Origin of the sequence: Pseudomonas sp. SDI (assembly GCF_003105155.1) — a bacterium.
Lineage (GTDB): Bacteria > Pseudomonadota > Gammaproteobacteria > Pseudomonadales > Pseudomonadaceae > Aquipseudomonas.
On sequence record NZ_QETK01000009.1, the window covers coordinates 73,376 to 95,928 of the forward strand.

At 64.1% G+C, this 22,553-nt stretch carries 17 protein-coding genes; 9 read left to right on the forward strand and 8 right to left on the reverse strand.

Features of this window, described 5'->3' with window-relative positions; all coding sequences use genetic code 11:
• Positions 1-4 precede the first annotated feature (4 nt).
• Together xerC and DCO48_RS08090 are read right to left on the reverse strand one after the other, a co-directional pair.
• On the reverse strand, positions 5-850 hold the full coding sequence (gene xerC / locus DCO48_RS08085; protein ID WP_371919491.1) for a tyrosine recombinase XerC: 846 nt from the start codon (positions 848-850) through the stop codon (positions 5-7).
• A 179-nt stretch (positions 851-1,029) separates the two neighbouring features.
• Complete coding sequence (locus DCO48_RS08090; protein ID WP_116550076.1) at positions 1,030-1,701, reverse strand: DUF3313 domain-containing protein; 672 nt, start codon at positions 1,699-1,701, stop codon at positions 1,030-1,032.
• Positions 1,702-1,860: 159 nt separating this feature from the next.
• Here DCO48_RS08090 and DCO48_RS08095 point away from each other — a divergent pair, with 159 nt between their 5' ends.
• Together DCO48_RS08095 and DCO48_RS08100 are read left to right on the forward strand one after the other, a co-directional pair.
• On the forward strand, positions 1,861-2,454 hold the full coding sequence (locus tag DCO48_RS08095) for a hypothetical protein (protein WP_116550077.1): 594 nt from the start codon (positions 1,861-1,863) through the stop codon (positions 2,452-2,454).
• Between the two features lie 181 nt (positions 2,455-2,635).
• Positions 2,636-3,283 carry a DUF1345 domain-containing protein gene (locus DCO48_RS08100; RefSeq protein WP_116550078.1) on the forward strand — a complete coding sequence of 216 codons (648 nt, stop codon included), beginning with the start codon at positions 2,636-2,638 and terminating at the stop codon, positions 3,281-3,283.
• On the opposite strand, the gene DCO48_RS08105 is transcribed toward DCO48_RS08100, so the two are convergent.
• On the reverse strand, positions 3,255-4,466 hold the full coding sequence (locus DCO48_RS08105; protein WP_116550079.1) for a pyridoxal phosphate-dependent aminotransferase: 1,212 nt from the start codon (positions 4,464-4,466) through the stop codon (positions 3,255-3,257). The two genes, DCO48_RS08100 and DCO48_RS08105, sit on opposite strands and share 29 nt — an antisense overlap.
• A gap of 286 nt (positions 4,467-4,752) precedes the next feature.
• Here DCO48_RS08105 and DCO48_RS08110 point away from each other — a divergent pair, with 286 nt between their 5' ends.
• Positions 4,753-5,010, forward strand: a complete 258-nt coding sequence (locus tag DCO48_RS08110) for a DUF1652 domain-containing protein (RefSeq protein ID WP_116550080.1) — start codon at positions 4,753-4,755, stop codon at positions 5,008-5,010.
• Positions 5,011-5,013: 3 nt separating this feature from the next.
• Here DCO48_RS08110 and DCO48_RS08115 read toward each other — a convergent pair whose 3' ends face one another.
• A complete protein-coding gene (locus DCO48_RS08115) occupies positions 5,014-7,092 on the reverse strand; it encodes a bifunctional diguanylate cyclase/phosphodiesterase (RefSeq protein WP_116550081.1) in 2,079 nt (692 codons plus the stop codon).
• A gap of 333 nt (positions 7,093-7,425) precedes the next feature.
• Here DCO48_RS08115 and DCO48_RS08120 point away from each other — a divergent pair, with 333 nt between their 5' ends.
• The 5 genes from DCO48_RS08120 to DCO48_RS08140 all read left to right on the forward strand — a co-directional run bounded on the left by DCO48_RS08120 (position 7,426) and on the right by DCO48_RS08140 (position 14,045).
• On the forward strand, positions 7,426-8,346 hold the full coding sequence (locus DCO48_RS08120; protein WP_133247602.1) for an RHS repeat-associated core domain-containing protein: 921 nt from the start codon (positions 7,426-7,428) through the stop codon (positions 8,344-8,346).
• Between the two features lie 207 nt (positions 8,347-8,553).
• On the forward strand, positions 8,554-9,087 hold the full coding sequence (locus DCO48_RS08125) for a cysteine hydrolase family protein (protein ID WP_116550083.1): 534 nt from the start codon (positions 8,554-8,556) through the stop codon (positions 9,085-9,087).
• Between the two features lie 313 nt (positions 9,088-9,400).
• A complete protein-coding gene (locus DCO48_RS08130) occupies positions 9,401-10,561 on the forward strand; it encodes an LLM class flavin-dependent oxidoreductase (protein ID WP_116550084.1) in 1,161 nt (386 codons plus the stop codon).
• Entirely contained in the window at positions 10,558-11,616 is a 1,059-nt protein-coding gene (locus tag DCO48_RS08135) for an ABC transporter substrate-binding protein (RefSeq protein WP_116550085.1), read from the forward strand. The genes DCO48_RS08130 and DCO48_RS08135 overlap by 4 nt, the downstream gene beginning before the upstream one ends.
• Before the next feature lie 194 nt (positions 11,617-11,810).
• The gene (locus DCO48_RS08140) at positions 11,811-14,045 is read left to right on the forward strand and encodes a TonB-dependent receptor (protein ID WP_116550086.1); all 2,235 of its coding nucleotides are present in this window, start codon (positions 11,811-11,813) and stop codon (positions 14,043-14,045) included.
• Between the two features lie 54 nt (positions 14,046-14,099).
• Here the strand turns inward: DCO48_RS08140 and DCO48_RS08145 are convergent, their stop codons facing one another.
• The 3 genes from DCO48_RS08145 to DCO48_RS08155 form a co-directional block, all read right to left on the reverse strand.
• Entirely contained in the window at positions 14,100-14,477 is a 378-nt protein-coding gene (locus DCO48_RS08145; RefSeq protein WP_116550087.1) for a hypothetical protein, read from the reverse strand.
• A 114-nt stretch (positions 14,478-14,591) separates the two neighbouring features.
• Positions 14,592-15,176 carry a Fe-S biogenesis protein NfuA gene (gene nfuA, locus DCO48_RS08150; RefSeq protein ID WP_116550088.1) on the reverse strand — a complete coding sequence of 195 codons (585 nt, stop codon included), beginning with the start codon at positions 15,174-15,176 and terminating at the stop codon, positions 14,592-14,594.
• Between the two features lie 95 nt (positions 15,177-15,271).
• The gene (locus DCO48_RS08155) at positions 15,272-17,572 is read right to left on the reverse strand and encodes a fatty acid cis/trans isomerase (RefSeq protein WP_116550089.1); all 2,301 of its coding nucleotides are present in this window, start codon (positions 17,570-17,572) and stop codon (positions 15,272-15,274) included.
• A 155-nt stretch (positions 17,573-17,727) separates the two neighbouring features.
• Between DCO48_RS08155 and metH the strand changes: the two genes are divergently transcribed.
• The gene (gene metH / locus DCO48_RS08160; protein WP_116550090.1) at positions 17,728-21,435 is read left to right on the forward strand and encodes a methionine synthase; all 3,708 of its coding nucleotides are present in this window, start codon (positions 17,728-17,730) and stop codon (positions 21,433-21,435) included.
• A 60-nt stretch (positions 21,436-21,495) separates the two neighbouring features.
• Here the strand turns inward: metH and DCO48_RS08165 are convergent, their stop codons facing one another.
• Positions 21,496-22,500 (reverse strand): RHS repeat-associated core domain-containing protein, encoded by a 1,005-nt coding sequence (locus tag DCO48_RS08165; protein ID WP_116550091.1) that lies wholly within the window; start codon positions 22,498-22,500, stop codon positions 21,496-21,498.
• Positions 22,501-22,553: the final 53 nt, after the last annotated feature.

Below are 22,553 nucleotides of genomic sequence, written 5' to 3' on the forward strand. Positions count from 1 at the left end.
CGCTTCAGCAGTCGAACCGATCCACCGCCCGCCGCCGCTCGTTGTCGTCGCGCATGTCGTAGTTGGCCGTAGTCTGGATGTTGCTGTGGTGCGCCAGTTTCTGCGCAATCGACAGGTCGTGCTCTTCGATCAACCGCGTGATGAACGAGCGGCGGAAATCGTGCGGCATGATCTTCACCCCCACCTGGGCACCGCGCTGGCGGGCGATGTAGTAGATGGCGTGCTTGGTAATGCGCTCGCGGGTGATATGGCTGCCCCGGCGGATCCGGTTGAACAGGAACGCATCGTCGGCCTGCCCCGCCGGCAACTGCGCGCGGCGAAAGGTCAACCAGGCGTTGAGCGTATCGAAGGCCCAGGTCGGCGCGTACTTGATCAGCTGTTTGTTGCCCTTGCCGGTCACCCGCAGGCTGCGCTCGGCAAAGTCGATTTGCGCCAGGTCCAGGTCGACCGATTCCGACTTGCGCATGCCCGTGCCATACAACAACGCGATGACCGCCGCATCGCGCAAACCCTGTGGCCGTGGGTCGGCAGCGCACGCCGCCATCAGCTCGCGAATCAGCGTGCGCTTGAGGTTGCGCCCCACCGGCAGTCGCGTGCCCTGCCCCGGCTTGACCGAACGGATCTTCAGCAACTGCTCCTGATCGATCAGGCTCAACCGCCAGGCCTCGTTCATCACCCCACGAATGGCGTTGACATACAGCGAGCTGGTATTGGGCGCATAGCCATCGCTGCGCAGCGCCGCCACCAAGGCGGTGATGTGACCGGGTTGCAGCTGTTGCCAGGGCACCTCGGCGATATCGATTTCGTCATAGCCTAGCCGATCGGCCGCGTCCTGCAGCACGTAGCGCATGGTCAGCTGGCTGGAGGGCGCCAGGCGGTTGAGGTATTGCAGCAACGGGTTGTGCAGTGAATCGGGCAAAACGTTAATCCTTGAGTGGCGTCAGCGCCCGATGGTACCTCAGCTGGAGGTCGGCTGGGGACGCTCACTGGCCCTGTCGGCGAGCGCCCATGCCAGACCGTTTACACCCGTTAGTGCCCCTTCAACTTCAGATAGGACTGATGCAGATCCGCCGCCCAGCCATCGAGCACCGCCTTCACATCCTCGGCTTTCATCACCTGACTGTCGTTTTCCAGCGGCTTGCCGTTGCCCTTGCGCACCACCTGGGCGACCACCTGCCGAGTACCGCCGTCGAGGAAGGCCGCTTCGGTGGAGATAGCGGTTTCCTGGTCGCGAATGCCCGACGCGGTACTCACCGCCGCCGCCACCAGCGCCACCGGAATCACCTCATAGGGTTTCAGCCCCTCCGTCTTGCTGCTGACGGCGGTGATGGCCGGACGCACGACCAACGTGCCGGGCCCGGGCCCGCTGGCCAGCGGCAGGTCGCGGCCGATCTCGCGCTTGAGCGCTTCGTCGTAGTACCGGGTAATGCCGGTCAGCGTGCTTTGCGGGATCTTCGCCGTCGGTTGCGGCTTGGGATAGAACTGGCTGGGTTCGATATACACCTGGGTGTAGCGATCGAGCTTGAGCTGTGGATCGACCCAGCGCATCACCGTGGCCCCCGACGGCGACTTGGCCTCCTTCAGGCGGCTGTAATCCTTGAGAAATCCCGAGTACTGATCCGGCTGCACAGTGCTGCTGGAACAACCGACCAGACCAAGCCCGGCGAGACACAGCGTACCGACCATTAGTGTGTGTTTCATGCTGACGCTCCAAGTCGCAGGAAAGGGCCCACTAGGTATAGGCCAGACTTGCCACGCCAGCCATCGCCCAACGCACGCGGGGAAAACTTTCTGAATCCCGCCCGGCGCCGACTCTCGTTAGGTTGGCAGCGCAGTTCATCCTGGACAGGAGGTCCACCCATGTCGTTCGCTATAAGCTTCATCGCCAGCCTCTACGCCTTCAGCCACAACAGCTTCGCCCCGGTTACCCTGACCCCGCCACTCAACTGCGCGCCCGCCGAAGATGGCTGGTTGCGGGTTGGCATGGGCTTCGGGCAGGGCAACAGCACGCCGCCGGCGCGCTTCCAGTTCCGCTGCAACTTTGCCAGCGACTGGACACCCTCCCACTGCATCACCGTCATCAACCCCGACGGCCCTGGGCACGACCACCAGTTGGAGGTCAGCCGCAACGGCTACCTCGGCGTGTATGCCCCCAGCGAGCGCAAGCAGTTATGGAAGGTGCTGCAGGACCCCTACGCGCCCAGCGCCAGCCAACTGCTGCAAAACAAGTATGGCGCGCACCCCGATCCGCTGCGGCGCCTCGATCAGGCAGAGGAATCGACATTGGCCGCGCACCTCTTGCGCATCTCCCTGAGTGCCAGCCCCGGCTACCGGGTCAACCTGCATCAGCAGAGCGCATACCTGTGCAGCGAACGCTACCACGACGACAATGGCCAGGTGCTCGCCCCAGACGAGCCTGTAGCGCTGTTTCTGCACATCGAAACCCTCAATTGAGGCGCCGGGTGGGCTAGAGTTGCCTCTGAACCCATCGTGCACAGATGCCAGCCTTACCCCTGCGGGAGCCCGCCTTGCTGGCGATGCCCGGCCTGCGGGCCAGAAAGCACGGCACGTCGCCGGCAACGCCGGCTCTCACATAAGACAGCTGTAGCCCCCCCATCCATCGACGCGAGGCAGCATGGCTTTCCACAAACTGGCCCACACCCACCCCCGGCTCAGCGCGGCCGCCCTCGCCGGCGGCCTGGCCGGCTACTTTGCCCATACCGACGACCCGGTCCAGCGCGTGCTGATCGGCTGGAACGTCGGGGTCTGGCTGTACCTGCTGCTGGTTGGCTGGCTAACCGTGCGGGCCAGCCCCGAGCGGGTCCGCAAGGTGGCCAGCATCGAGGATGAAAACGCCGGACTGGTGCTGATAACGGTGAGCATCGCGGCCATCGCCAGCCTTGCCGCCCTGACCCTGCAACTGGCCGGCAGCCAGGGCCTGGACAGCCCGTCACGGGTGCTGCACTACCTGTATACGGCGGTGACGATCGCCGGTTCCTGGCTGCTGATCGGCACCGTCTTCAGCCTGCACTACGCGCGGCTATTCTATAACGACGAGGGCAAGGCGCCGGTGCTGCGCTTCCCCGAAGGCGAATGCACCCCGGACTACTGGGACTTCCACTACTTCTCCTTCACCCTCAGCGTCGCCGTGCAGACCTCGGACGTCGGCGTGGCCGGGCGCGGCCTGCGCAAGGTGGTGCTAGCGCATTCGCTGATCGGCTTCGTCTTCAACACCGCGATTCTCGGCTTCACCATCAATATTGCCGCGGGCCTGCTGAACTGAGCGCTGCCCCGCCCAGCACCTGCACCGCGCAGCGCGCGATGCGCTGGCAGGCCAATTCCAGCTGGGCGCCGTCGAGCACCAGGCCCAGGCGCAGGTGCCCGGCTGCACTCGGACCGAAGGCATCGCCGGCGAGCACCGCCACCCCATGTTCGTCGAGCAGACGCTCGGCAAACGCTTGGGCGCCGAGGCCGGTCTGGCGGATATCGATCATCACGAACAGGCCGCCGGCCGGCTTGTGCACGACGATACCCGGGCAGCCCTCCAGGCAGGCGCAGACCAGGTCGCGGCGTTCGCGGTAGGTCTGGCGCATCTGCGCCAACTCCGGCAGTTCGGCCTCCAGGGCCACCCGCGCCGCGTGCTGGATGAAATCCGGCAAGCCGTAGAGCATGCACAAGGCCAGGTGCGTGAGGTGCTCGGCGAGTGCCGGCGGGCCGATCACCCAGCCTACCCGCCAGCCGGCCATGGCATGCGACTTGGACAGACTGTTGAGCGTCACGCAGCGCCCGGCCATGCCCGGCAGGCTGGCCGGGTGGACGTGCTGACCATCGTAGAGCAGCTCGCTGTAGACCTCGTCGGCCAGCAGCCACAGGTCATGGGCCTGGCACAGCTGCGCCAGGCACATCCAGGTGGCGCGCGGCAGGCTGGCCCCGGTCGGATTGTTCGGGCTATTGACCAGCAGCGCCCGGGTACGCGGGGTGATCAGCGCGGCGAGGGCCTGCGGATCGAGGCGAAAACCATCCTCCGCGCGGGTCGCCAACGGCACCAGCCGGGCTCCACACGCACCCAGCACCGCTTCGTAGGTGACGTACATCGGCTCGGCGACGATCACCTCGTCGCCCGGATCGAACAGGCACTGGGCCACGGCGAACAGTGCACATTGTGCCCCGGCCATCACCACCACGTGCTGGTCGTCTTCGGCCAGGCCGCACTGGCGCGCATGCCGCCGGCCGATGGCCTGGCGCAAGGCCGGATCGCCGCGCACGGCCGAATAATGCGTGTGCCCCGCCAGCAGGCTGTCGATGGCGGCCTGTACCACCGGCTGCGGGGTGTCGAAATCCGGGTCGCCAACGGTCAGCATGAGCACCTGGTGCCCGGCGCGTTGCAGGGCCTCGGCCCGGTAGTGGATGTTCCAGGCCTCGGCGCCGTTGCCAGCGATGCGTTGGGTCAGGGCGGCGTAACGCATGCGCGGTCTCCTTGACTGAGCCGTTGGTCAGAAAGGCCAACGCAGGCATCCCAGCCGACTGCTGGTAAAAATAGCAGATGGCCGGGCCAGCCCACGGGAAATCTGGCGCTGAACGTTTGCGCACGTTCGCCGGCTAAACACCCGTGTGTGATGTGCGTCATAAGCCGGGGAATTGTTACCGAAGGGTCATGATAGGCCTGCTATCTTTAGCCTCTGCCCGGTGTTCCACTGCGCGGGCAATCGGCCAGGGTCGGGGCCAGGTGTTCAGCCGTACAAGGAAGCCAGCATGAACAAACTCACGTTTCCCAACGCCTGTCAGATGATGCGCTGGCATTTCCACCCATTGGGCTTCGAGGCCACCATGGATGCGCCGCGCAGCATGGTCGCCCGGCTGTTCGACCGCGCCACCGGGGAAACCCTGCTGGCGATTGCCGGTATCCCCTGCGCCACCGTGATGGCCGCTGCCGATGTCGAGCGGATCATCGAAGCGGTGGAAGACGAGCTGGATGCCTTCCAGCGTTTCTGCACCCTGCGTTCGGCCTGACGTTCAGGCCTTATCCAACTTTTCCTGGGCAAGCGCGGCGATGAAGCGCTCGGCCGGCATCGGCTGCCCCAACAGATAACCTTGCAGCGAGTCGCACCCGAGGCGGGTGAGGAAGTCCTGCTGACGGTCGGTTTCCACCCCTTCGGCAACAATCCGCAGGCCCAGCGCCTGCCCCAGGGCGACGATGGCCGAGACAATCGCGGCGTCGTCACTGTCCTGTTCCAGATCGCGCACAAAGCCGCGGTCGATCTTCAGCTCGTTGGCCGGCAGGCGCTTGAGGTACATCAGGCTGGAATAGCCGGTGCCGAAATCGTCGATGGACAGGTCCACCCCCATTTCCGACAGGCGCTGGAGCACCTCAAGGCTGGCGTCAGCGTCACTCATGGCAGTGGTTTCGGTGATTTCCAGAGTCAGGCTGTTGGCCGGCAGGCGGTGTCGCGCCAGCGCCGCAGCGACGCTGTCGACCAGGCCGACATGACAGAACTGCAGCGCCGACAGGTTCACCGCGATACGCCAATCTCTATGCCCCTGGTCGATCCACACGCGCATCTGCCGACAGGCTTCGTCCAGCACCCATTCGCCAATCGGGATGATCAGCCCGGTTTTCTCGGCCAGCACGATGAAGCGGTCGGGCAGCAATAGGCCCATGCTCGGGTGTTCCCAGCGCAGCAAGGCCTCGGCGCCAATCGGATGGCGACCGACGGCGTCGAACTTTGGCTGGTAATACAGGCAGAACTGTTCGTGCTCCAGCGCGGCACGCAGGTCCTGCAGCAGTTGCAGTTGCAGCCGGGCGTTGCTGTTCATCGAGGCGTCGAAGAAGCTGTAGCCGTTCTTGCCGGCACTCTTGGCGTGGTACATCGCCGCGTCGGCGTTGCGCAGCAGTTCAAGCTGGTCGGCACCGTTGCCCGGGTAGAGGACGATGCCGATACTGGCGGAAATCTGCAGGTTCTGCTCGGCCACGCGGAACGCCCGCGACACCAGGTTGACCTGCTTGGCGGCGACGCCCAGGGCATCGTCGGGCTCCTGCAACTCGACCAGCAGGACGAACTCGTCACCACCGATCCGCGCCAGAGTGTCCTGGCTGTGCAGGTGGCCGCGCAGGCGCAGGGCAACTTCCTTGAGCAACTGGTCGCCCATGTGATGGCCAAAGGCATCGTTGACCGGTTTGAAGCCATCCAGATCGATGAACATCAGCGCAAAGTAGCCGCCCTGCTCGCCGACCTTGCTGATCGCTTGCTCGATGCGGTCGGCCAGCAGCATGCGGTTCGGCAGGCCGGTCAGGGGGTCGTGCAGGGCCAGTTGGGTCAGTTCCTGGTTGGCACGGGTCAGTGACTGCGCAAGTTCGGCGGTGCGCGCTTCGAGCCGGGCGTCGAGCACCGAGGTCAGCAAGGCCACCGCCAGCACGGCGATGGTGGTGATCAGCACCAGGTAGTCCAGGCCATTGCCACTGAGCCCGGTCGTCAGCGCGCCACAGAAACTGCCGTCGGGGAAGTTCGCTGCGGCCATGCCGGTGTAGTGCATGCCGACAATCGCCAGGCCCATGATGACGGCCGCGCCACCGCGAATCTGCCGCACGTAGGGTGTGTGCCGGCGCAGGCGGAAGGCGATCCACAGGGCCGCCATCGAAGCGCCCACCGCAATCGCCAGCGACAGGCCGAACAACCATGGGTCGTAGTCGATACCCGGCTGCATCTGCATGGCCGCCATGCCGACGTAATGCATGCAACTGATGCCCGCGCCCATGATGAACGCGCCGAGAATCAGCAGCCGTCGCGGCAGGCTCGGCTGGCTCACCAGCCACAGCGCAAAGCCCGACGACAGCACCGCAATCAGCAGCGACAGTGCGGTCAGGGTCAGGTCGTAACCGAGCTGAATCGGCAGGCTGAACGCCAGCATGCCAATGAAGTGCATCGACCAGATGCCAACGCCCATGGCCAGCGCACCACCGGCCATCCACAGCGGTACGGCGCGGCCTTTGGCCGTGGCAATGCGCCCGGTCAGGTCAAGTGCGGTGTACGACGCCAGGATGGCCACGCACAGCGAAATCAGTACCAGCGAAGGTGAGTAACTACCGATCAACATGAGAATTCCACAACCGCTTGGAAGGGCCGCGTCCCTGCCCCGGACAAAAGCCGATGATTGTACTCAAGCTTTGGCGAAACGCACGGAGTTTCAGTGCGCTGCCTGCCGTTTTACGGGACCTCATGGCCCTTTCCCAGGACGGATCTGCGTCTTTGCAAGTGGACAAGCCACGGTTCTACATGCCCCAGAACCAGACACTCAACGGCCTGTCGCGGCAACGGCTCGGGCAGATCGACGAAGGCTACGGCCGGGTCCAGCCGGATATCGTCCTGGCGCACCGGCAACCTGCGCCCCCCGTGGCCAGGCGCTCAGCGCTTCTACCAAGATGGCCGATTGGTAACGGAGCGCCAAGGCAACTCATCGCATTCGCTGTTTCAACACGGCCCGGTGCTGCTCGCCCAGCGCCGTACCGGAGCAACCAGCGCCAGCGCACTAGCAGCGAGCGATATGCAACGTTCGGTGCTGGCTACAACGGCGCCAGACTCGGCGCGGGCATACACCGCCTTCGGCGATAGCCGGGCACACCCGACCACAAGCGTTATCGTCGGTTTCAACGGCGAGCGCATAGATCCCTTTACCGGCCACTACCAGTTGGGCAATGGTAACCGGGAATACAGCCCAGGCTTGATGCGCTTTCACCGGCCCGACCCGCGGAGCCCGTTCGACCTGGGGGGACTCAACGCATACGCCTACTGCCTGGGCGACCCGATAAATCGCAGTGACCCCTCGGGGAACTTTTCACTGTTTCGTGCCTTAGCCAAGCTGTTATCCAAAAAGCCCAAACCCATCGAGAAAATGCGCACGCTGAAGAACTTGAGGCCCGAGTATCATCTTGCGGAGGTGGCCCAGACCCAGCAGTACTACAAAAGTGGTCACATAGCATTCCGGAAAATCCAGGACAATGCGTCCCTGCATGAAATCCTGAATAACCCCTCGCTAAATGCGCACAAATGGATCATGACAAGACGCCGAGAGCTGGTAGTGGGTAGTTACGCCGCCAGCATGATAGAGCCTACCCATGCGAGCATTGCGGCAGTGGCCTCTCAGGTACTGGGTAGCAGTAAGCAGGTTGTCGGTGCCGGCCGGCTAATGAAACGGAACGGTGACGTCATACTCAACAACTGGACTGGGCACTATGAAATGCCCGCTTCCGGCATGAAGAGCATCAAGCAGCACATTCAATCACTCAATATTGATATCAGGACCAAGAAGGTCTATCCCCAGCCTGGCGACGAGGAGCCCAATTATTTGTGACAATCACGCCTGGCTCCTCTTCGACACAGTTGATTCTGAGAGTGGGCCAGCGCACTCCAGCGACTAGGCCTGCACCAGCCCCTGAACGCCACCGAGCGGCCTGGGTAGGTGTGCGGCGGTCGGCTTGACCGGCGATGGGGCCGGTTCTGTTTCCAACCAGAGCAAGCCTAGGCACAATCGGCACTCGTCCCCTTGGAAAGCCTCCCTATGCGCACCGCCCTGCTGGTCATCGACGTACAACAAGCCCTGTGCGAGGGCGAATACGCCATGTTCGACGCCGCCGGCGTTATTGCCCGCATCAATGCCGTCAGCAGCCAGGCTCGTGCACAGGGCCTGCCAGTGATTTTCGTCCAGCACGACGAGCCCGAACCGCCGCTGCTGCTCGATTCGCCCGGCTGGCAACTGGCGACCGGCATGGACGTGCAGCCGGGCGATATCCGCGTGCGCAAGACCACCCCGGATGCCTTCAACGCTACCGACCTGCAGGCACAGCTGGCCCAGCGCGGCATCGAGCGCCTGATCGTCTGCGGCATGCAGAGCGAGTATTGCGTCGACACCACGGTACGCCGCGCCCTGGCGCTGAAATACCACGTAGTGCTGCTGGCCGACGCCCACACCAGCATGGACAACGAGGCGATCACCGCCCGACAGATCATCGCCCACCACAACGTGACCTTCCGCCATATGAGCAGCTTCGGGCCACGGATCAAGGTGCTGCCGGTGGCACAGCTGCAACTGTAAGGGGCTACCCGCTCCCGTGTAGGCGCTGGCGGGCCTGCGTTCTGTCGCAACGCGGCAGCAAAACCATCCCCTACGGTGAGCCAGGTGTACGGCGGACTCAGGGTTTGCGGCTGCTGCGCAGCCGATCGCGGGCAAGCCAGCGACAGAAAAACACCCCCTGCCCTATCACCAACCCACTGCTGCAACCGCCGCAGCCACTGCTGAGCCAGTGCTGCTCCAGCAGCACCCATCGCCGCTACCGCGCCTGAAACCGGGTGTTCCCGGCGTGGCATGAGCGTTGCACCAGGCCTCGGACAACCACCGAGGAACAGCCATGAGCACCGAATTCTTCTGGCGTCTGCCACTGGGCAGCGACGGCCCGCAACTCAGCACCGACAAGCACAACCGCGGCAGTTTCAGCCAGCGCCCCGGGCACATCGCGCCCGGCCACCTGGCCAACGGCGACGCCGATGGCTTCACCTACATCGACTACATTGCCCAAGTGGCCAAGGCCGCCGAACTCGCCGGCTTCGAAGGCGCCCTGCTGCCCACCGGCCCCGAGCCGTGGATCGCCGCCGCCGCACTGGCCCGGGAAACCCGCCGCTTGCGCTTTCTGATCGCCTTCCAGGCCACCTGGACCCTGCCCGCCTATGCCGCCCAGCAAGCCGCCATCCTCCAGCACCTGAGCCACGGCCGCCTCGACTGGAACATCATCACCGGCGGCAACCCGGCCAGCCAGCGCGCCCAAGGCGACTTCCTCGACCACGACCAGCGCTACCAGCGTACCGGCGAGTTCCTCGATATCATCCAGGGCCTGTGGAACAACGAACGCTTCTCCTACAATGGCGAGGTCTATCGCCTGGAGAACGGCGCCCTGCCCGAACACCTGCACAACGAACGCAAACCCGGGGTGTATTTCTCCGGCTTCTCCGACCCGGCCCTGGAGGTCGCCGCACGCCACGCCGACGTCTACCTGAACTGGGCCGAACCGGTCGAACAACTCAAGCCGCACATCGAGCGGGTCCGCGAGCTGGCCGACAAACAGGGCCGCACCGTACGCTTCGGCCTGCGCGTCGACCTGTTCGCGCGGGAAACCGAAGAAGCCGCCTGGCGCGACCTGCGCCGCCAGTTCGACAAGCTCGAAGGCAAACCCAGCGCCGTGTCCAAGGCCTTCACCACGGCCAGCGACTCGGTCGGTGGGGCACGCCAGAGCGCCTATCACCAGAACATCCAGCGCTTCGACGACCTGATCCTCGGCCGCAACCTCTGGGCCGGCTTCGCCAAGGCCAAACCGGGGCCGACCGTGGGCCTGGTCGGCAGCCACGAGAACATCGCCGAACGCCTGGCCGAGTACCGCGACGCCGGCTTCTCGACCTTCATCCTGGCCGGCAACCCGCACCTGGAAGAAGCCCTGCGCATCGGCCAGGAAGTGCTGCCGCTGGTGCGCCAGCACGCCTGCCCTGAACGCCAGCGCACGAGCGGAGCCCGCGCATGAGCATACCGTTGCAGACCCTCTGGTACACCCATAGCCCGGTGCCGACCGGGCTTGGCATTGCGGTGCAGACCGGCCGCCTGGCCGAGGCCTTCCAGCCGCTGGGGACCTCGATCCAGTCGCTGCGCGAATCCAGCGAGCGCGAAGTGCGCGAAGCGCATTACGACCATCACCTGACCAACTCGGTGCGCCATGGCGGTAACATCCCGGCGATCTGGGCCTATTCGGCCGGCGTGCAGACCCGTGTGCTCGGGCTGAGCTGGGCGGATGAAGTACAGCTGATCCTGACCACCGAAGAAAGCGGCGTGAAGCACGTGCGCGACCTGAAGAACCGCCGCTTCGGTCTACCCAAGTGGGCCAACGTGCAGATCGACTTCACCCGCGCCCAGGCCTTGCGCGGGCTGGAAAATGCGCTGCGCCTGGAGGGCCTGCAGGTCAGCGATGTCGAGCTGGTCGACTACCCCTATGGCGGCACCCACAGCGACGAGCAGGTGACCCATGTGCACGGTGCGGCGGTGACCCTGGGGGTGAACCGGGTGAGCCGGCGCAACAACGAGTTGATCGGGTTGCTGCGGGGCGATATCGACGCGATCTTCCTCAAGGGCGCGTCGGCGTTGCAGCTGGCCCATGAGTTCGGTTTGAAGGTGGTGATCGACACCGGCTCGCACCCGGACCCACTGATCCGCTCGAACAATGGCACGCCGCGCACGCTGACCGTGGACCTCAACCTGTTGCAACAGCACGTTGGCGCCTGCAAACGGATCGTCGACGTGCTGCTGCGCACCGAGCAGTGGGCCTGGGCCAACCCGGATGAAACCCGGCGATACCTGGCGCGGGAACTGAACACCAGTGAGTACTGGGTCGCAGCGGCGTATGGCGAGGACGCGCACCGGCGCTTGCGGACCACGCTGGACAGCCGTTCGATCGAGGCGTTGCAGGATTTCACCGATTTCCTCTACCGCTGGCATTTTATTGCGCGGCGCTTCGATGTACGCGACTGGATCGATTTTTCGGTGTTGGAAGCGGTGATCGGCTCGACGTCTCGCGTCGCGACCTAAGTGTGTCGGGGCTGCTGTGCAACCTATCGCCGGATCCGCCTTGCTGCTCTAGCAACACCCATTCCACACGGCCTTGCTGAATAACGAGCAATTAACCCGGAAAAATCAGTTAATTTCTTTATAATTCAACAACTTACAAACATGGCACAAACCCTGCTCTCTCCCTGTATCTGCAATGCTCGGGGAGAGCCACCATGTATCAACTCACGCCACTCGCCAAAAGCATCGGGCTCGGCCTGCTGCTTGCCAGCTACACCGATCTGCTGCGCGCCGACGACACCACGCCGGCCCTGAAGACCGTCACCGTCACCGCCCAGCACCGCGAGGAAACCCTGCAGGAAGTACCGGTGGCGGTGTCTGCCGTGCAAGGCACGCAGCTCACCGCCGACGGCGTGCGTGCGATGGGCGACATCACCACCTTCGTGCCCAACGCCTCGGCGAAAAACCCCGACGGCGATGGTCGCCCACGCTGGTACATTCGCGGCCTGGGCACCGGCGATACCGGCGCGGCCACCGTCTACCCGGTCGGCCTCTACGCCGACGACGTCTACCTCAATGCGCCGGTCGCCGGCGGCGGCCCGCTGTTCGACCTCGAACGCATCGAGATCCTGCGTGGCCCGCAAGGCACCCTGTACGGCAAGAACACCACCGCCGGCGCCGTCAACGTGATCTCCAAGAAGCCCAGCTTCGACACCGATGGCTACGGCACCATAGGCTTTGGCAGCAAGAACGAACGCATCCTCAACGGCGCCATCGGCGGCGCTCTGGTCGACGAGCGCCTGGCCGCGCGGGTGTCGCTGTACTCCGAAGAGCGCGACGGCTTCACCCACAACCTGAGCAACGATCAGACCTACGGCGACGTCAACAAGAAGGCCGTACGCGTGCAGTTCCTCGCCCAGCTCACCCCCGATCTGGAAGCCCTGTGGAAGATCCACGGCCGCCAGTTCAAGGGCGACGGCAGCAGCGGCTCGCTGCCCCTGGGCCGCTACTACAACGTCGGCTACCAGCGCCCGGAAGGCCGGCGCATCCAGCTGAACGTCGACGAGGACAGCACGCTCGACCACGACGGCACTTCGCTGACCCTGAACTGGGACATCGGCGACTACACACTGACCTCGATCAGCGCCTATGACTACCTCCGCAGCCAGTCGCTCAGCGATGCCGACTACACCCCCTACGAGGTCAACGGCGCGACGGACAGCGACAACCGCTACGACCAGTACTCGCAGGAGTTCCGCCTCAGCTCGCCACAGCAGGAAACCCTGCGCTGGATGCTCGGCAGCCACTACTTCCACGAAACCCTCGACAGCAGCGCGCTGCGCACCGTGCGACCGGGCCCGACACCGAACGGCAGCGGCTCGAACCAGACCGGCGGGGTGGTCGACTTGCGCGACCTCAACTACACCCACCGCACCGACAGCTACGCGCTGTTCGGCAACCTCGCCTACGACCTGACCGACAACCTCACGGTGACCGGCGGCCTGCGCTGGACCACGGAAAAGAAAGACATCGACCTCAACCTCACCCAACTGACCCGCACCACCGCCAACGGCCCGCTGATTCCACTGAGCGCCGCCGGCAGCAACGGCGCGCAGGACGAAAGCAAGCGCTGGGATGCCTGGACCTACGACTTGACCCCGGAATACCGGATCAACGACAACCTGCGGGTGTTCTTCCGCTACGCCCATGGCTTCCGCTCCGGTGGCTTCAACACCGGCCTGTCGACCAGCCTGGCGCAACTGACCACGGTCGATCCGGAACAACTCGACGCCTATGAACTGGGCCTGAAGTCGGAATGGTTCGACCACCGCCTGACGGTCAACGCCAACGTCTTCTACTACGACTACCAGGACATCCAGGTCAACCTGCTGACGGTCAACAGCGGCATCCTCACCACCGCACTCACCAACGGCGCCAAAGGTACGGTGAAAGGCGCCGAGTTCGAGCTCGAAGGCCAGCCGACCGATGCCCTGCACCTGCGCGCCGCGCTGTCGTTCCTCGACACCGAGTACACCGACTTCAAGAACACCAACCCGACCACCGGCGCGGTCACGGCCGACTACAGCGGCAACAGTTTCGTGCGTTCACCGCGCTACGTGGTCTCGCTGGGTGGCGACTACACCATCCCGCTGGAGGTCGGCGGCAAGCTGGTGGCCGGCGCCGATGTCAGCTTCCGCGACAAGGAATACTTCCTCGCCGACCGCCAGAGCAGCGCCGACGACCCGCTCAACCAGCCGCACTACACCCTGGTCAACAGCCGCCTGAGCTGGTTCAGCCCGGACGACAAACTCAGCGTCACCGGTTTCGTCAACAACCTCACCGACCGCCGCTACCAGGTCCATGGCCGGCCCAACGGTACTGCCGGCCAGTACGTGATCACCTACGGCGACCCGCGCACCGTTGGCGTGAGCGTCACCAGCCGCTTCTGAGTCCCCGTTCCCGGCGCCCTTGCGCGCCGGCCCCTGTTCCGCGGTAAGGCGTCTTCACACGATTTTCGCAATGAACAACTCGTTCATCTGCGCCACCAGCGCCTTGGCGCCATAACAGCGGAAACGGAACTCGCCATCCAGGTGCTTGACCCGCACGATCCCGGTAAACCAGCCGGATTCATACTCGACCGCGACCAGATCTTCCGTCGCAATGTGCACTTCGTTCATCCGCTCATGGAAATCGCGGTTGAGGCCGTTGGCTGCGAACGACACCACCTCCTTCGAGATTTCGACCGCCCCCCCTACCCACAACCCACCGAGCTTGCGGCCGATCAGCTTGGTGGTGAGGTAGGCGGCGATACCCACGTCCAGTTGCGGCGATGCACTTGGAATGAAGGCGTTGGCGAGTTTCTTGATGGGTAGTTGGGGCATGTCGATCCTGACTGGTTGATCCGTTAAAAGCATCGCGGGACGAGCCCGCTCCCACAGGGGTCTAGGTGATCCCTGTGGGAGCGCGCTCGTCCCGCGATGCGCTGCCGCAATACTTCAGTAGTAAGCGTTCTCTTTCTGCGAGTGATCGGTCACGTCGCGTACGCCCTTGAGCTCTGGAATGCGCTCAAGCAAGGTCCGCTCGATGCCTTCGCGCAGGGTAACGTCGGCCTGGCCGCAACCCTGGCAGCCGCCACCGAACTGCAGCACGGCAATACCGTCCTCGACCACTTCGATCAGGCTCACCTGGCCGCCGTGGCTGGCCAGCCCCGGGTTGATCTCGGTTTGCAGGTAGTAGTTGATGCGCTCGTTGATCGGGCTGTCGGCGTTGACCATCGGCACTTTGGCGTTCGGCGCCTTGATCGTCAGCTGGCCGCCCATGCGGTCGGTGGCGTAGTCGACCACGGCGTCATCGAGAAACGGCTCGCTGACCGCGTCGATGTAGGCCGTGAAGCTCGCCAGGCCCAGCGCGGTGTCTTCAGGTTTTTCTTCACCCGGCTTGCAATAGGCAATGCACGTCTCCGCGTACTGGGTGCCCGGCTGGGTGATAAAGATGCGAATGCCAATACCCGGAGCGTTCTGCTTGGACAGCAGATCGGCCAGGTAATCATGCGCGGCGTCGGTAATAGTTATGGCGCTCATGGAAGTTCCTCACAGACTTGCCGGCAGTTTACGCCAACCTGGCCGCCGAACAAAGTCCTAGTAATTATGTCGGGAAAACGCACCGAACGCTGACCTTAGAGGTTCTCGTAGCGGTTCATGTCCAGTACGCCGGCCTCCAGCGGCTCGGTTTCCTGGATGTAGCGACTGAGGTCGTGGAAGTACTGCCAGAACTGCGGATGACTGCGGCGCACGCCCCAGCGCATGACGATCCGCTCGAACTTCGCCGTGTCGGCGCGGGCCGCTTCGAGGTCCTCGACAAACTCTGGTACATCGCTGGCCGGTACGTTGAACATGAAGTTCGGGTAGCTGCTCAGCACGCCAGGGGCCAGGGTCAGGGTGTCCAGCCCCGGCTGGTAGCGGTAGGCCTCGCCGAGCATGAAGGCGACATTGCTGTGCGCCCGGTTGCGCAGCAGGCTGTAGACCTGGCGCTGGCCACCCTGCCCTTCGACGCGCAGCAGGGTCGCTTCCGGCAGTTGGCCGATCACCTTCAGCCCGGCCGCCGGGCGCGACACCAGGCGGCTGAGCGACTGTTCGACGTCACGGAACTCCTCGCTCATTTGCGGCCGCGAGCAATAGGCGCCGCTGCAACGGTTGATCGGGTCGGGCGCGGCATTGAGGCTGCCGGTACGCTGGATCAGCTTGAGGCCGAAGTCGCGACGCGGGTTGCGCGGGTCAAGCTTGAGCGCGCTCGGGGTGTCGTTGTCGATGTCCTCGTAGTCCATCCACATCTTCACCTTGCCGCTGTTCTGGTACCAGTCGCTAAGGATCGCGCCGCGCTTGTCGGCCGGCATCAGGCGCAGGAAATTGACCTCGGCGCCGTTACGGATCAGGTCGAAGTACAGCCGCGTCTGCGCCTGGTGGGAGACGTTGCCATAGACATCGAAGTTGACCGCCAGCTGGTAATAGGTGCGCTCCAGCAGCGGGTAGTCGAACAGCCACAGGGTCAGCGGCACATCGCCGATCAGGCCCTTGGTCACCGAGGCACTGTCGAAGTGGCGGAAGATGCTCAGCAAGGCGTTGTCGTTGCCAGCCCACAGCGTCGACCAGCTCGGCGGCGGCAACTCGGCATAGGCGTCGCGGCGTAACGCCTCGTACTCGTTGCGCTTGTCGCGGTACGAGTGCCAGAGGGTCAGGACGCTGCCAACGTCGTCGATCTGCCCAGGCATCGCCAGCAGTGGCGTGGCCTTGCCGCGGTACTCGGCGTCGGTCAGGTAGCGGTCGTGGGCCGGCTCCTGGAACATCGCCCAGAAGTTGTCGCGGATCACGTCGGTAGCGATCTGGCCACGGCACACCGGGCCACGGATGAAGGTGCGGACGAAGTACTCGGCGTTGTCCAGCATGAACTGGTAGCGGGCCACCGCCGGAATCGCTTCGAAGGTTTCGAACGGGTTGGCGCGGTGGCGCGGGCCATAGCCAGGCAGCGCGGTGGCATGCCAATCGCCGCTGTAGAACAGCTGCTTGACCCGCTTGAGCTTGTTTGGCCCCAGCGGGTAGGTGATGTGGGTTTTATGCACGATCACACCCTGCACGGGCATCAGCCGATAATAGAAGTCGGTGCCCGGCGGATCGTTCGGCCGGCGCGTGGCGATCAGGTCGATCGGCTGCCCGCTCGGCGTGCGCGAGCGCACCCACTGGAAGAAGTGCCCCGGCTCGCCGCCGACGAAATGCACGTGGGCGAGGAACAGGTGTTCGTAGAGCCAGCGGCCGACCAGCGCTTCGCTGGAGCCCGGACGGTTGAGCAGCTCTTCCCACTCGACGATCTGCGTCGCTTCCTTCGCGCTGGCCTGGATCGGGTTGTGCTCCACCGGCGCACCAGCCGCCAGCCAGCGGCGCAGGGTCTGGTACTGGGCGTCGGTCAGGCCGGTCACCGCCAGCGGCATACCCTCTTTCGGGTGCGCGCCGGCATAGGCATCGAACTCGTCCGGCGCCGGGCACAGATTGTTGCGGTTCAGGCCCAGAACGATTTCTTCCGGCAGCTTGGCATTGGGCGTCAGCGGCGTGCGGTGACCCAGTTCGAGCATCCGCGCCATCAGCGCGGCCTGGCTGCCCTGGTTGTCCAGCACCGAATAGAAGCCCTTGCGCTGCCAGGCCTCGACGCTGTGGGCATCGTAGAACAGCCGCGTCGGCGCCACCGCCGTGCTGCGGTCGCCCTGGTACACCGGCACTTTCGAGGCGCCGCGCGCGGCCCCCTCGGCACTGCCCAGGTTGAGCTGGCACGCGGCGTCGTTACAAGCGTGGCAGGCGACGCACTTCTCGGTGAAGATCGGTTGAATGTCCCGGGTGTAGGAAATCGCCGGGGTGGGTTGGGGGGCTTGCGCTAACGCCGCGCCACTGACGAGCAGGGCGAAGGCGCCGGCAAGTAAACGATGCACCATGTGCAGTATGTCCTGGTTCTATTTAGCTTCACGATTCTACCGGTGGCTCCGACGCACCAACATGAATGAAATTCATGTAAACCTGCGGCACGTCTAAAACCGCGCAACTTTGTTATTATCCCGCAACTTTTGTAATTGCCCGACCAGGTAGTCCTATGTCTGACCGCAGCGCTCGTTTCCAAGCCCTTCAGCAAGCACTCAAAGAGCGCATTCTGATCCTCGATGGCGGCATGGGCACTATGATCCAAAGCTACCGCCTCGAGGAACACGACTATCGTGGCACGCGCTTTGCCGATTGGCCAAGCGACGTCAAGGGTAACAACGACCTGCTGCTGCTCTCGCGCCCGGATGTGATCGCGGCCATCGAGAAAGCCTACCTGGATGCCGGCGCCGACATCCTCGAAACCAACACCTTCAACGCCACGCAGATTTCCCAGGCCGACTACGGCATGCAGGCGCTGGCCTACGAGATGAACGTCGAAGGCGCGCGGGTGGCGCGTCGCGTGGCCGATGCCAAGACCCTGGAAACCCCGGACCGCCCGCGCTTCGTCGCCGGCGTGCTCGGCCCTACCAGCCGCACCTGCTCGATTTCCCCCGACGTCAACGACCCCGGCTACCGCAACGTCACCTTCGACGAACTGGTCAGCAACTACATCGAGGCCACCCGTGGCCTGATCGAGGGCGGCGCCGACCTGATCCTGATCGAGACCATCTTCGACACCCTCAACGCCAAGGCCGCGATCTTTGCCGTGCAGCAGGTGTTCGAGGAGGACGGCCTGGAACTGCCGATCATGATTTCCGGGACCATCACCGACGCCTCCGGGCGGACCTTGTCCGGGCAGACCACCGAAGCCTTCTGGAACTCGGTACGCCACGCCAACCCGATTTCGGTGGGCCTGAACTGCGCGCTCGGGGCCAAGGACCTGCGGCCGTACCTGGAAGAACTCTCGACCAAGGCCGGCACCCACGTGTCCGCGCACCCCAACGCCGGCCTGCCGAACGCCTTCGGCGAGTACGACGAAACCCCGGCCGAGATGGCCGTGGTGGTCGAAGAGTTCGCCGCCAGCGGTTTCCTCAACATCATCGGCGGCTGCTGCGGGACCACTCCCGGGCACATCCAGGCCATCGCCGAGGCCGTGGCCAAATACCCGCCGCGTGCCATCCCGGACATCCCCAAAGCCTGTCGGCTGTCGGGCCTGGAACCGTTCACCATCGATCGCAACTCGCTGTTCGTCAACGTCGGCGAGCGCACCAACATCACCGGCTCGGCCAAGTTCGCCCGGCTGATCCGCGAAGAGAACTACACCGAAGCGCTGGAAGTCGCCCTGCAACAGGTCGAGGCCGGTGCCCAGGTGATCGACATCAACATGGACGAAGGGATGCTCGATTCCCAGGCGGCCATGGTCAAGTTCCTCAACCTGATTGCCGGTGAGCCGGACATCTCTCGCGTGCCGATCATGATCGACTCGTCGAAATGGGAAGTGATCGAAGCCGGCCTCAAGTGCATCCAGGGCAAGGGCATCGTCAACTCGATCTCGATGAAGGAAGGCGTCGAGGCCTTCAAGCATCACGCCAAGCTGTGCAAGCGTTACGGTGCTGCCGTGGTGGTGATGGCCTTCGACGAAGTTGGCCAGGCCGACACTGCCGCGCGCAAGCGCGAGATCTGTCAGCGCAGCTACGACATTCTGGTCAACGAAGTCGGCTTCCCGGCCGAAGACATCATCTTCGACCCGAACATCTTCGCCGTGGCCACCGGCATCGAAGAGCACAACAACTACGCCGTCGACTTCATCGAAGCCTGCGCCTATATCCGCGACCACCTGCCCCACGCACTGTCGTCGGGTGGGGTGTCGAACGTGTCGTTCTCGTTCCGGGGCAACAACCCGGTGCGCGAGGCGATCCACTCGGTGTTCCTCTACCACGCGATCCAGAACGGCCTGACCATGGGTATCGTCAACGCCGGCCAACTGGAGATCTACGACGAGATCCCGCCGGCGCTGCGCGAGCGGGTCGAAGACGTGGTGCTCAACCGCACCCCGGAAGGCACCGACGCCCTGCTGGCGATTGCCGACGACTACAAGGGCGGCGGCGCCACCAAGGAAGTGGAAAACGAGGAATGGCGTTCGCTGCCAGTCGACAAGCGCCTGGAGCACGCGCTGGTCAAGGGCATCACGGCCTTCATCGTCGAAGACACCGAGCTGTGCCGGCAGCAATGCGCGCGGCCGATCGAGGTGATCGAGGGCCCGCTGATGAGCGGCATGAACGTGGTCGGCGACCTGTTCGGCGCGGGCAAGATGTTCCTCCCGCAGGTGGTGAAATCGGCACGGGTAATGAAGCAGGCGGTCGCCCACCTGATCCCGTTCATCGAAGCGGAGAAAGGCGACAAGCCGCAAGCCAAGGGCAAGATCCTCATGGCCACGGTGAAAGGCGACGTGCACGATATCGGCAAGAACATCGTCGGCGTGGTGCTCGGCTGTAACGGCTACGACATCGTCGACCTCGGTGTGATGGTGCCGGCGGAAAAGATCCTCCAGGTGGCGCGCGAAGAGAAGTGCGACATCATCGGCCTGTCCGGGCTGATTACCCCGTCGCTCGACGAGATGGTGCATGTCGCCCGCGAAATGCAGCGCCAGGACTTCCACCTGCCGCTGATGATCGGCGGCGCCACCACCTCCAAGGCGCACACGGCGGTGAAGATCGAGCCCAAGTACAGCAACGATGCGGTGATCTACGTCACCGACGCCTCGCGGGCGGTCGGCGTGGCTACCCAACTGCTGTCCAAGGAACTGAAGCCGGCATTCGTCGAGAAGACCCGCCTGGACTACATCGAGGTGCGCGAGCGCACCGCCAACCGCAGCGCTCGCACCGAGCGCCTGAGCTATGCCCAGGCCATTGCCGCCAAGCCGCAGTACGACTGGGCCAGCTACCAGCCGGTGGTGCCGAGCTTCACCGGCGTCAAGGTGCTGGAGAACATCGACCTGAAGGTGCTGGCCGAGTACATCGACTGGACGCCGTTCTTCATTTCCTGGGACCTGGCCGGCAAGTACCCGCGCATCCTCACCGACGAGGTGGTCGGTGAAGCGGCCACCGCGCTGTTCCAGGATGCCCAGGAAATGCTCGCCAAGCTGATCGACGAGAAGCTGATCAGCGCCCGCGCGGTGTTCGGTTTCTGGCCGGCCAACCAGGTGGCGCATGACGACATCGAAGTGTACGGCGACGACGGCCAGCCACTGGCGCGCCTGCACCACCTGCGCCAGCAGACGATCAAGCCAGACAACAAGCCGAACTTCTCCCTGGCCGACTTCGTCGCGCCGAAGGACAGCGGCGTCACCGACTATGTCGGCGGCTTCATCACCACCGCCGGGATCGGCGCCGAGGAAGTGGCCAAGGCCTACCAGGACGCCGGCGACGATTACAGTTCGATTATGGTCAAGGCCCTGGCCGACCGTCTGGCCGAAGCCTGTGCCGAGTGGCTGCACCAGCAGGTACGCAAGGACTATTGGGGTTACGCCAAGGATGAGCACCTGGACAACGAGGCGCTGATCAAGGAGCAGTACGCCGGCATCCGCCCTGCCCCGGGCTACCCGGCGTGCCCGGACCACACCGAGAAAGGCACGTTGTTCCAACTGCTCGACGGCACTGTCATCGGCGAGCAAGGGCCAAGCGGGGTGATGCTCACCGAGCACTTTGCGATGTTCCCGGCAGCCGCGGTCAGCGGCTGGTACTTCGCCCATCCGCAGGCGCAGTACTTCGCGGTGGGCAAGGTCGACAAGGATCAGGTGCTCAGCTACACCGGGCGTAAAGGCCAGGACCTGGCGGTGAGCGAGCGCTGGTTGGCGCCGAACCTGGGTTACGACAACTAACCGGCGGCGCCGTCCCCCCGAGTACGGCAACTACCCAACCCTCAGGGGCAGTTGCTGCGCTCAGTTCTGCCAGTGATTGTACGAGCGCATCGGTTTGGCCCGGATGTCGAAACTGCGCGCACGCAGTTCATATTTGACACTGCGCAAGGTCGAAGGGGTTGGCAGGTAGTGGCCCGAGTAGTTTGTCATGACGGTCTTGTTGCCAACTTTGCTGAGCATCCCGGCAGCCACCACCCGGCTGTCGGCGCCCAGCTCTTCGGTGGCAAGGGCCGCAATACTCGCGTGTGTCGGCTCTGCCCATTCCGGGTCATAACTCCCGACTACCAGTTCCTTTTGCTTAGTCATGACCCACTTGTGGTGAAACTCCGGGGAGGTCTCCAGGATATCATCCAGCTCCGAGTGGTCACTGATGATCTCGATTTCCAGATTGCCATTATTCATATGTCGCTGGCTCGTCTTCACTTCCGTAGCGAGGTTTTTGAGCTCGACGTTCTTCAAAACACGCATGTCTTCAATTTTCACGGGCTTTTTCTTGAACGCGGAGAACACCTTGCCCACGGCCCGAAACAGTGAAAAATTACCGGACGGATCGCTGCGATTGACCGGGTCGCCCAGGCAATACGCATAGGTATTGAGACCTCCGCGGCCGAACGGGCTCATCGGATCGGGGCTGTGACAGCGCCTCAATGACGGGTTGTACTCTCGGTTGCCATTGCCCAACGGGTAACGACCGGTAACCGGATCGATGCGCTCCCCATTGAAACCGATCAGCAGGCCTGCGCCAGCGCTGACCGGGCGATCGCCAAAAGCGCTGTAGGCCAGGTTCAGACCAGACGCCACGCTCCCGAGCAGCGTTCCTTGCATGTCGCACAGCATGATCGAGCTGACGCTCGGATTCGGCGTGCTGTGTTGGGCCAGCACAGCCTGCCCGTATCGCAGCAGCGAGTGCGCGCGGCCCCCGGCAAGCTCCGTGGTCAGCTGACCATGCTGGTAGAAGCGCTGCGCGTCGGCGCAGCGGGTCAGGGTATCGAGTGCATCGTAGACATAGCGGGTCGTTGATCGCATGGCACACCTGCGGCAATGAGCAGAACGAACCGGCGTAATATCCTTTGCCCCGG

Coding starts and splice junctions, on each gene's coding strand:
- xerC (WP_371919491.1), bottom strand. CDS start 850: ATGCGCTACGTGCTGCAGGACGCGGCCGATCGGCTAGGCTATGACGAA.
- DCO48_RS08090 (WP_116550076.1), bottom strand. CDS start 1,701: ATGAAACACACACTAATGGTCGGTACGCTGTGTCTCGCCGGGCTTGGT.
- DCO48_RS08095 (WP_116550077.1), top strand. CDS start 1,861: ATGTCGTTCGCTATAAGCTTCATCGCCAGCCTCTACGCCTTCAGCCAC.
- DCO48_RS08100 (WP_116550078.1), top strand. CDS start 2,636: ATGGCTTTCCACAAACTGGCCCACACCCACCCCCGGCTCAGCGCGGCC.
- DCO48_RS08105 (WP_116550079.1), bottom strand. CDS start 4,466: ATGCGTTACGCCGCCCTGACCCAACGCATCGCTGGCAACGGCGCCGAG.
- DCO48_RS08110 (WP_116550080.1), top strand. CDS start 4,753: ATGAACAAACTCACGTTTCCCAACGCCTGTCAGATGATGCGCTGGCAT.
- DCO48_RS08115 (WP_116550081.1), bottom strand. CDS start 7,092: ATGTTGATCGGTAGTTACTCACCTTCGCTGGTACTGATTTCGCTGTGC.
- DCO48_RS08125 (WP_116550083.1), top strand. CDS start 8,554: ATGCGCACCGCCCTGCTGGTCATCGACGTACAACAAGCCCTGTGCGAG.
- DCO48_RS08130 (WP_116550084.1), top strand. CDS start 9,401: ATGAGCACCGAATTCTTCTGGCGTCTGCCACTGGGCAGCGACGGCCCG.
- DCO48_RS08135 (WP_116550085.1), top strand. CDS start 10,558: ATGAGCATACCGTTGCAGACCCTCTGGTACACCCATAGCCCGGTGCCG.
- DCO48_RS08140 (WP_116550086.1), top strand. CDS start 11,811: ATGTATCAACTCACGCCACTCGCCAAAAGCATCGGGCTCGGCCTGCTG.
- DCO48_RS08145 (WP_116550087.1), bottom strand. CDS start 14,477: ATGCCCCAACTACCCATCAAGAAACTCGCCAACGCCTTCATTCCAAGT.
- nfuA (WP_116550088.1), bottom strand. CDS start 15,176: ATGAGCGCCATAACTATTACCGACGCCGCGCATGATTACCTGGCCGAT.
- DCO48_RS08155 (WP_116550089.1), bottom strand. CDS start 17,572: ATGGTGCATCGTTTACTTGCCGGCGCCTTCGCCCTGCTCGTCAGTGGC.
- metH (WP_116550090.1), top strand. CDS start 17,728: ATGTCTGACCGCAGCGCTCGTTTCCAAGCCCTTCAGCAAGCACTCAAA.
- DCO48_RS08165 (WP_116550091.1), bottom strand. CDS start 22,500: ATGCGATCAACGACCCGCTATGTCTACGATGCACTCGATACCCTGACC.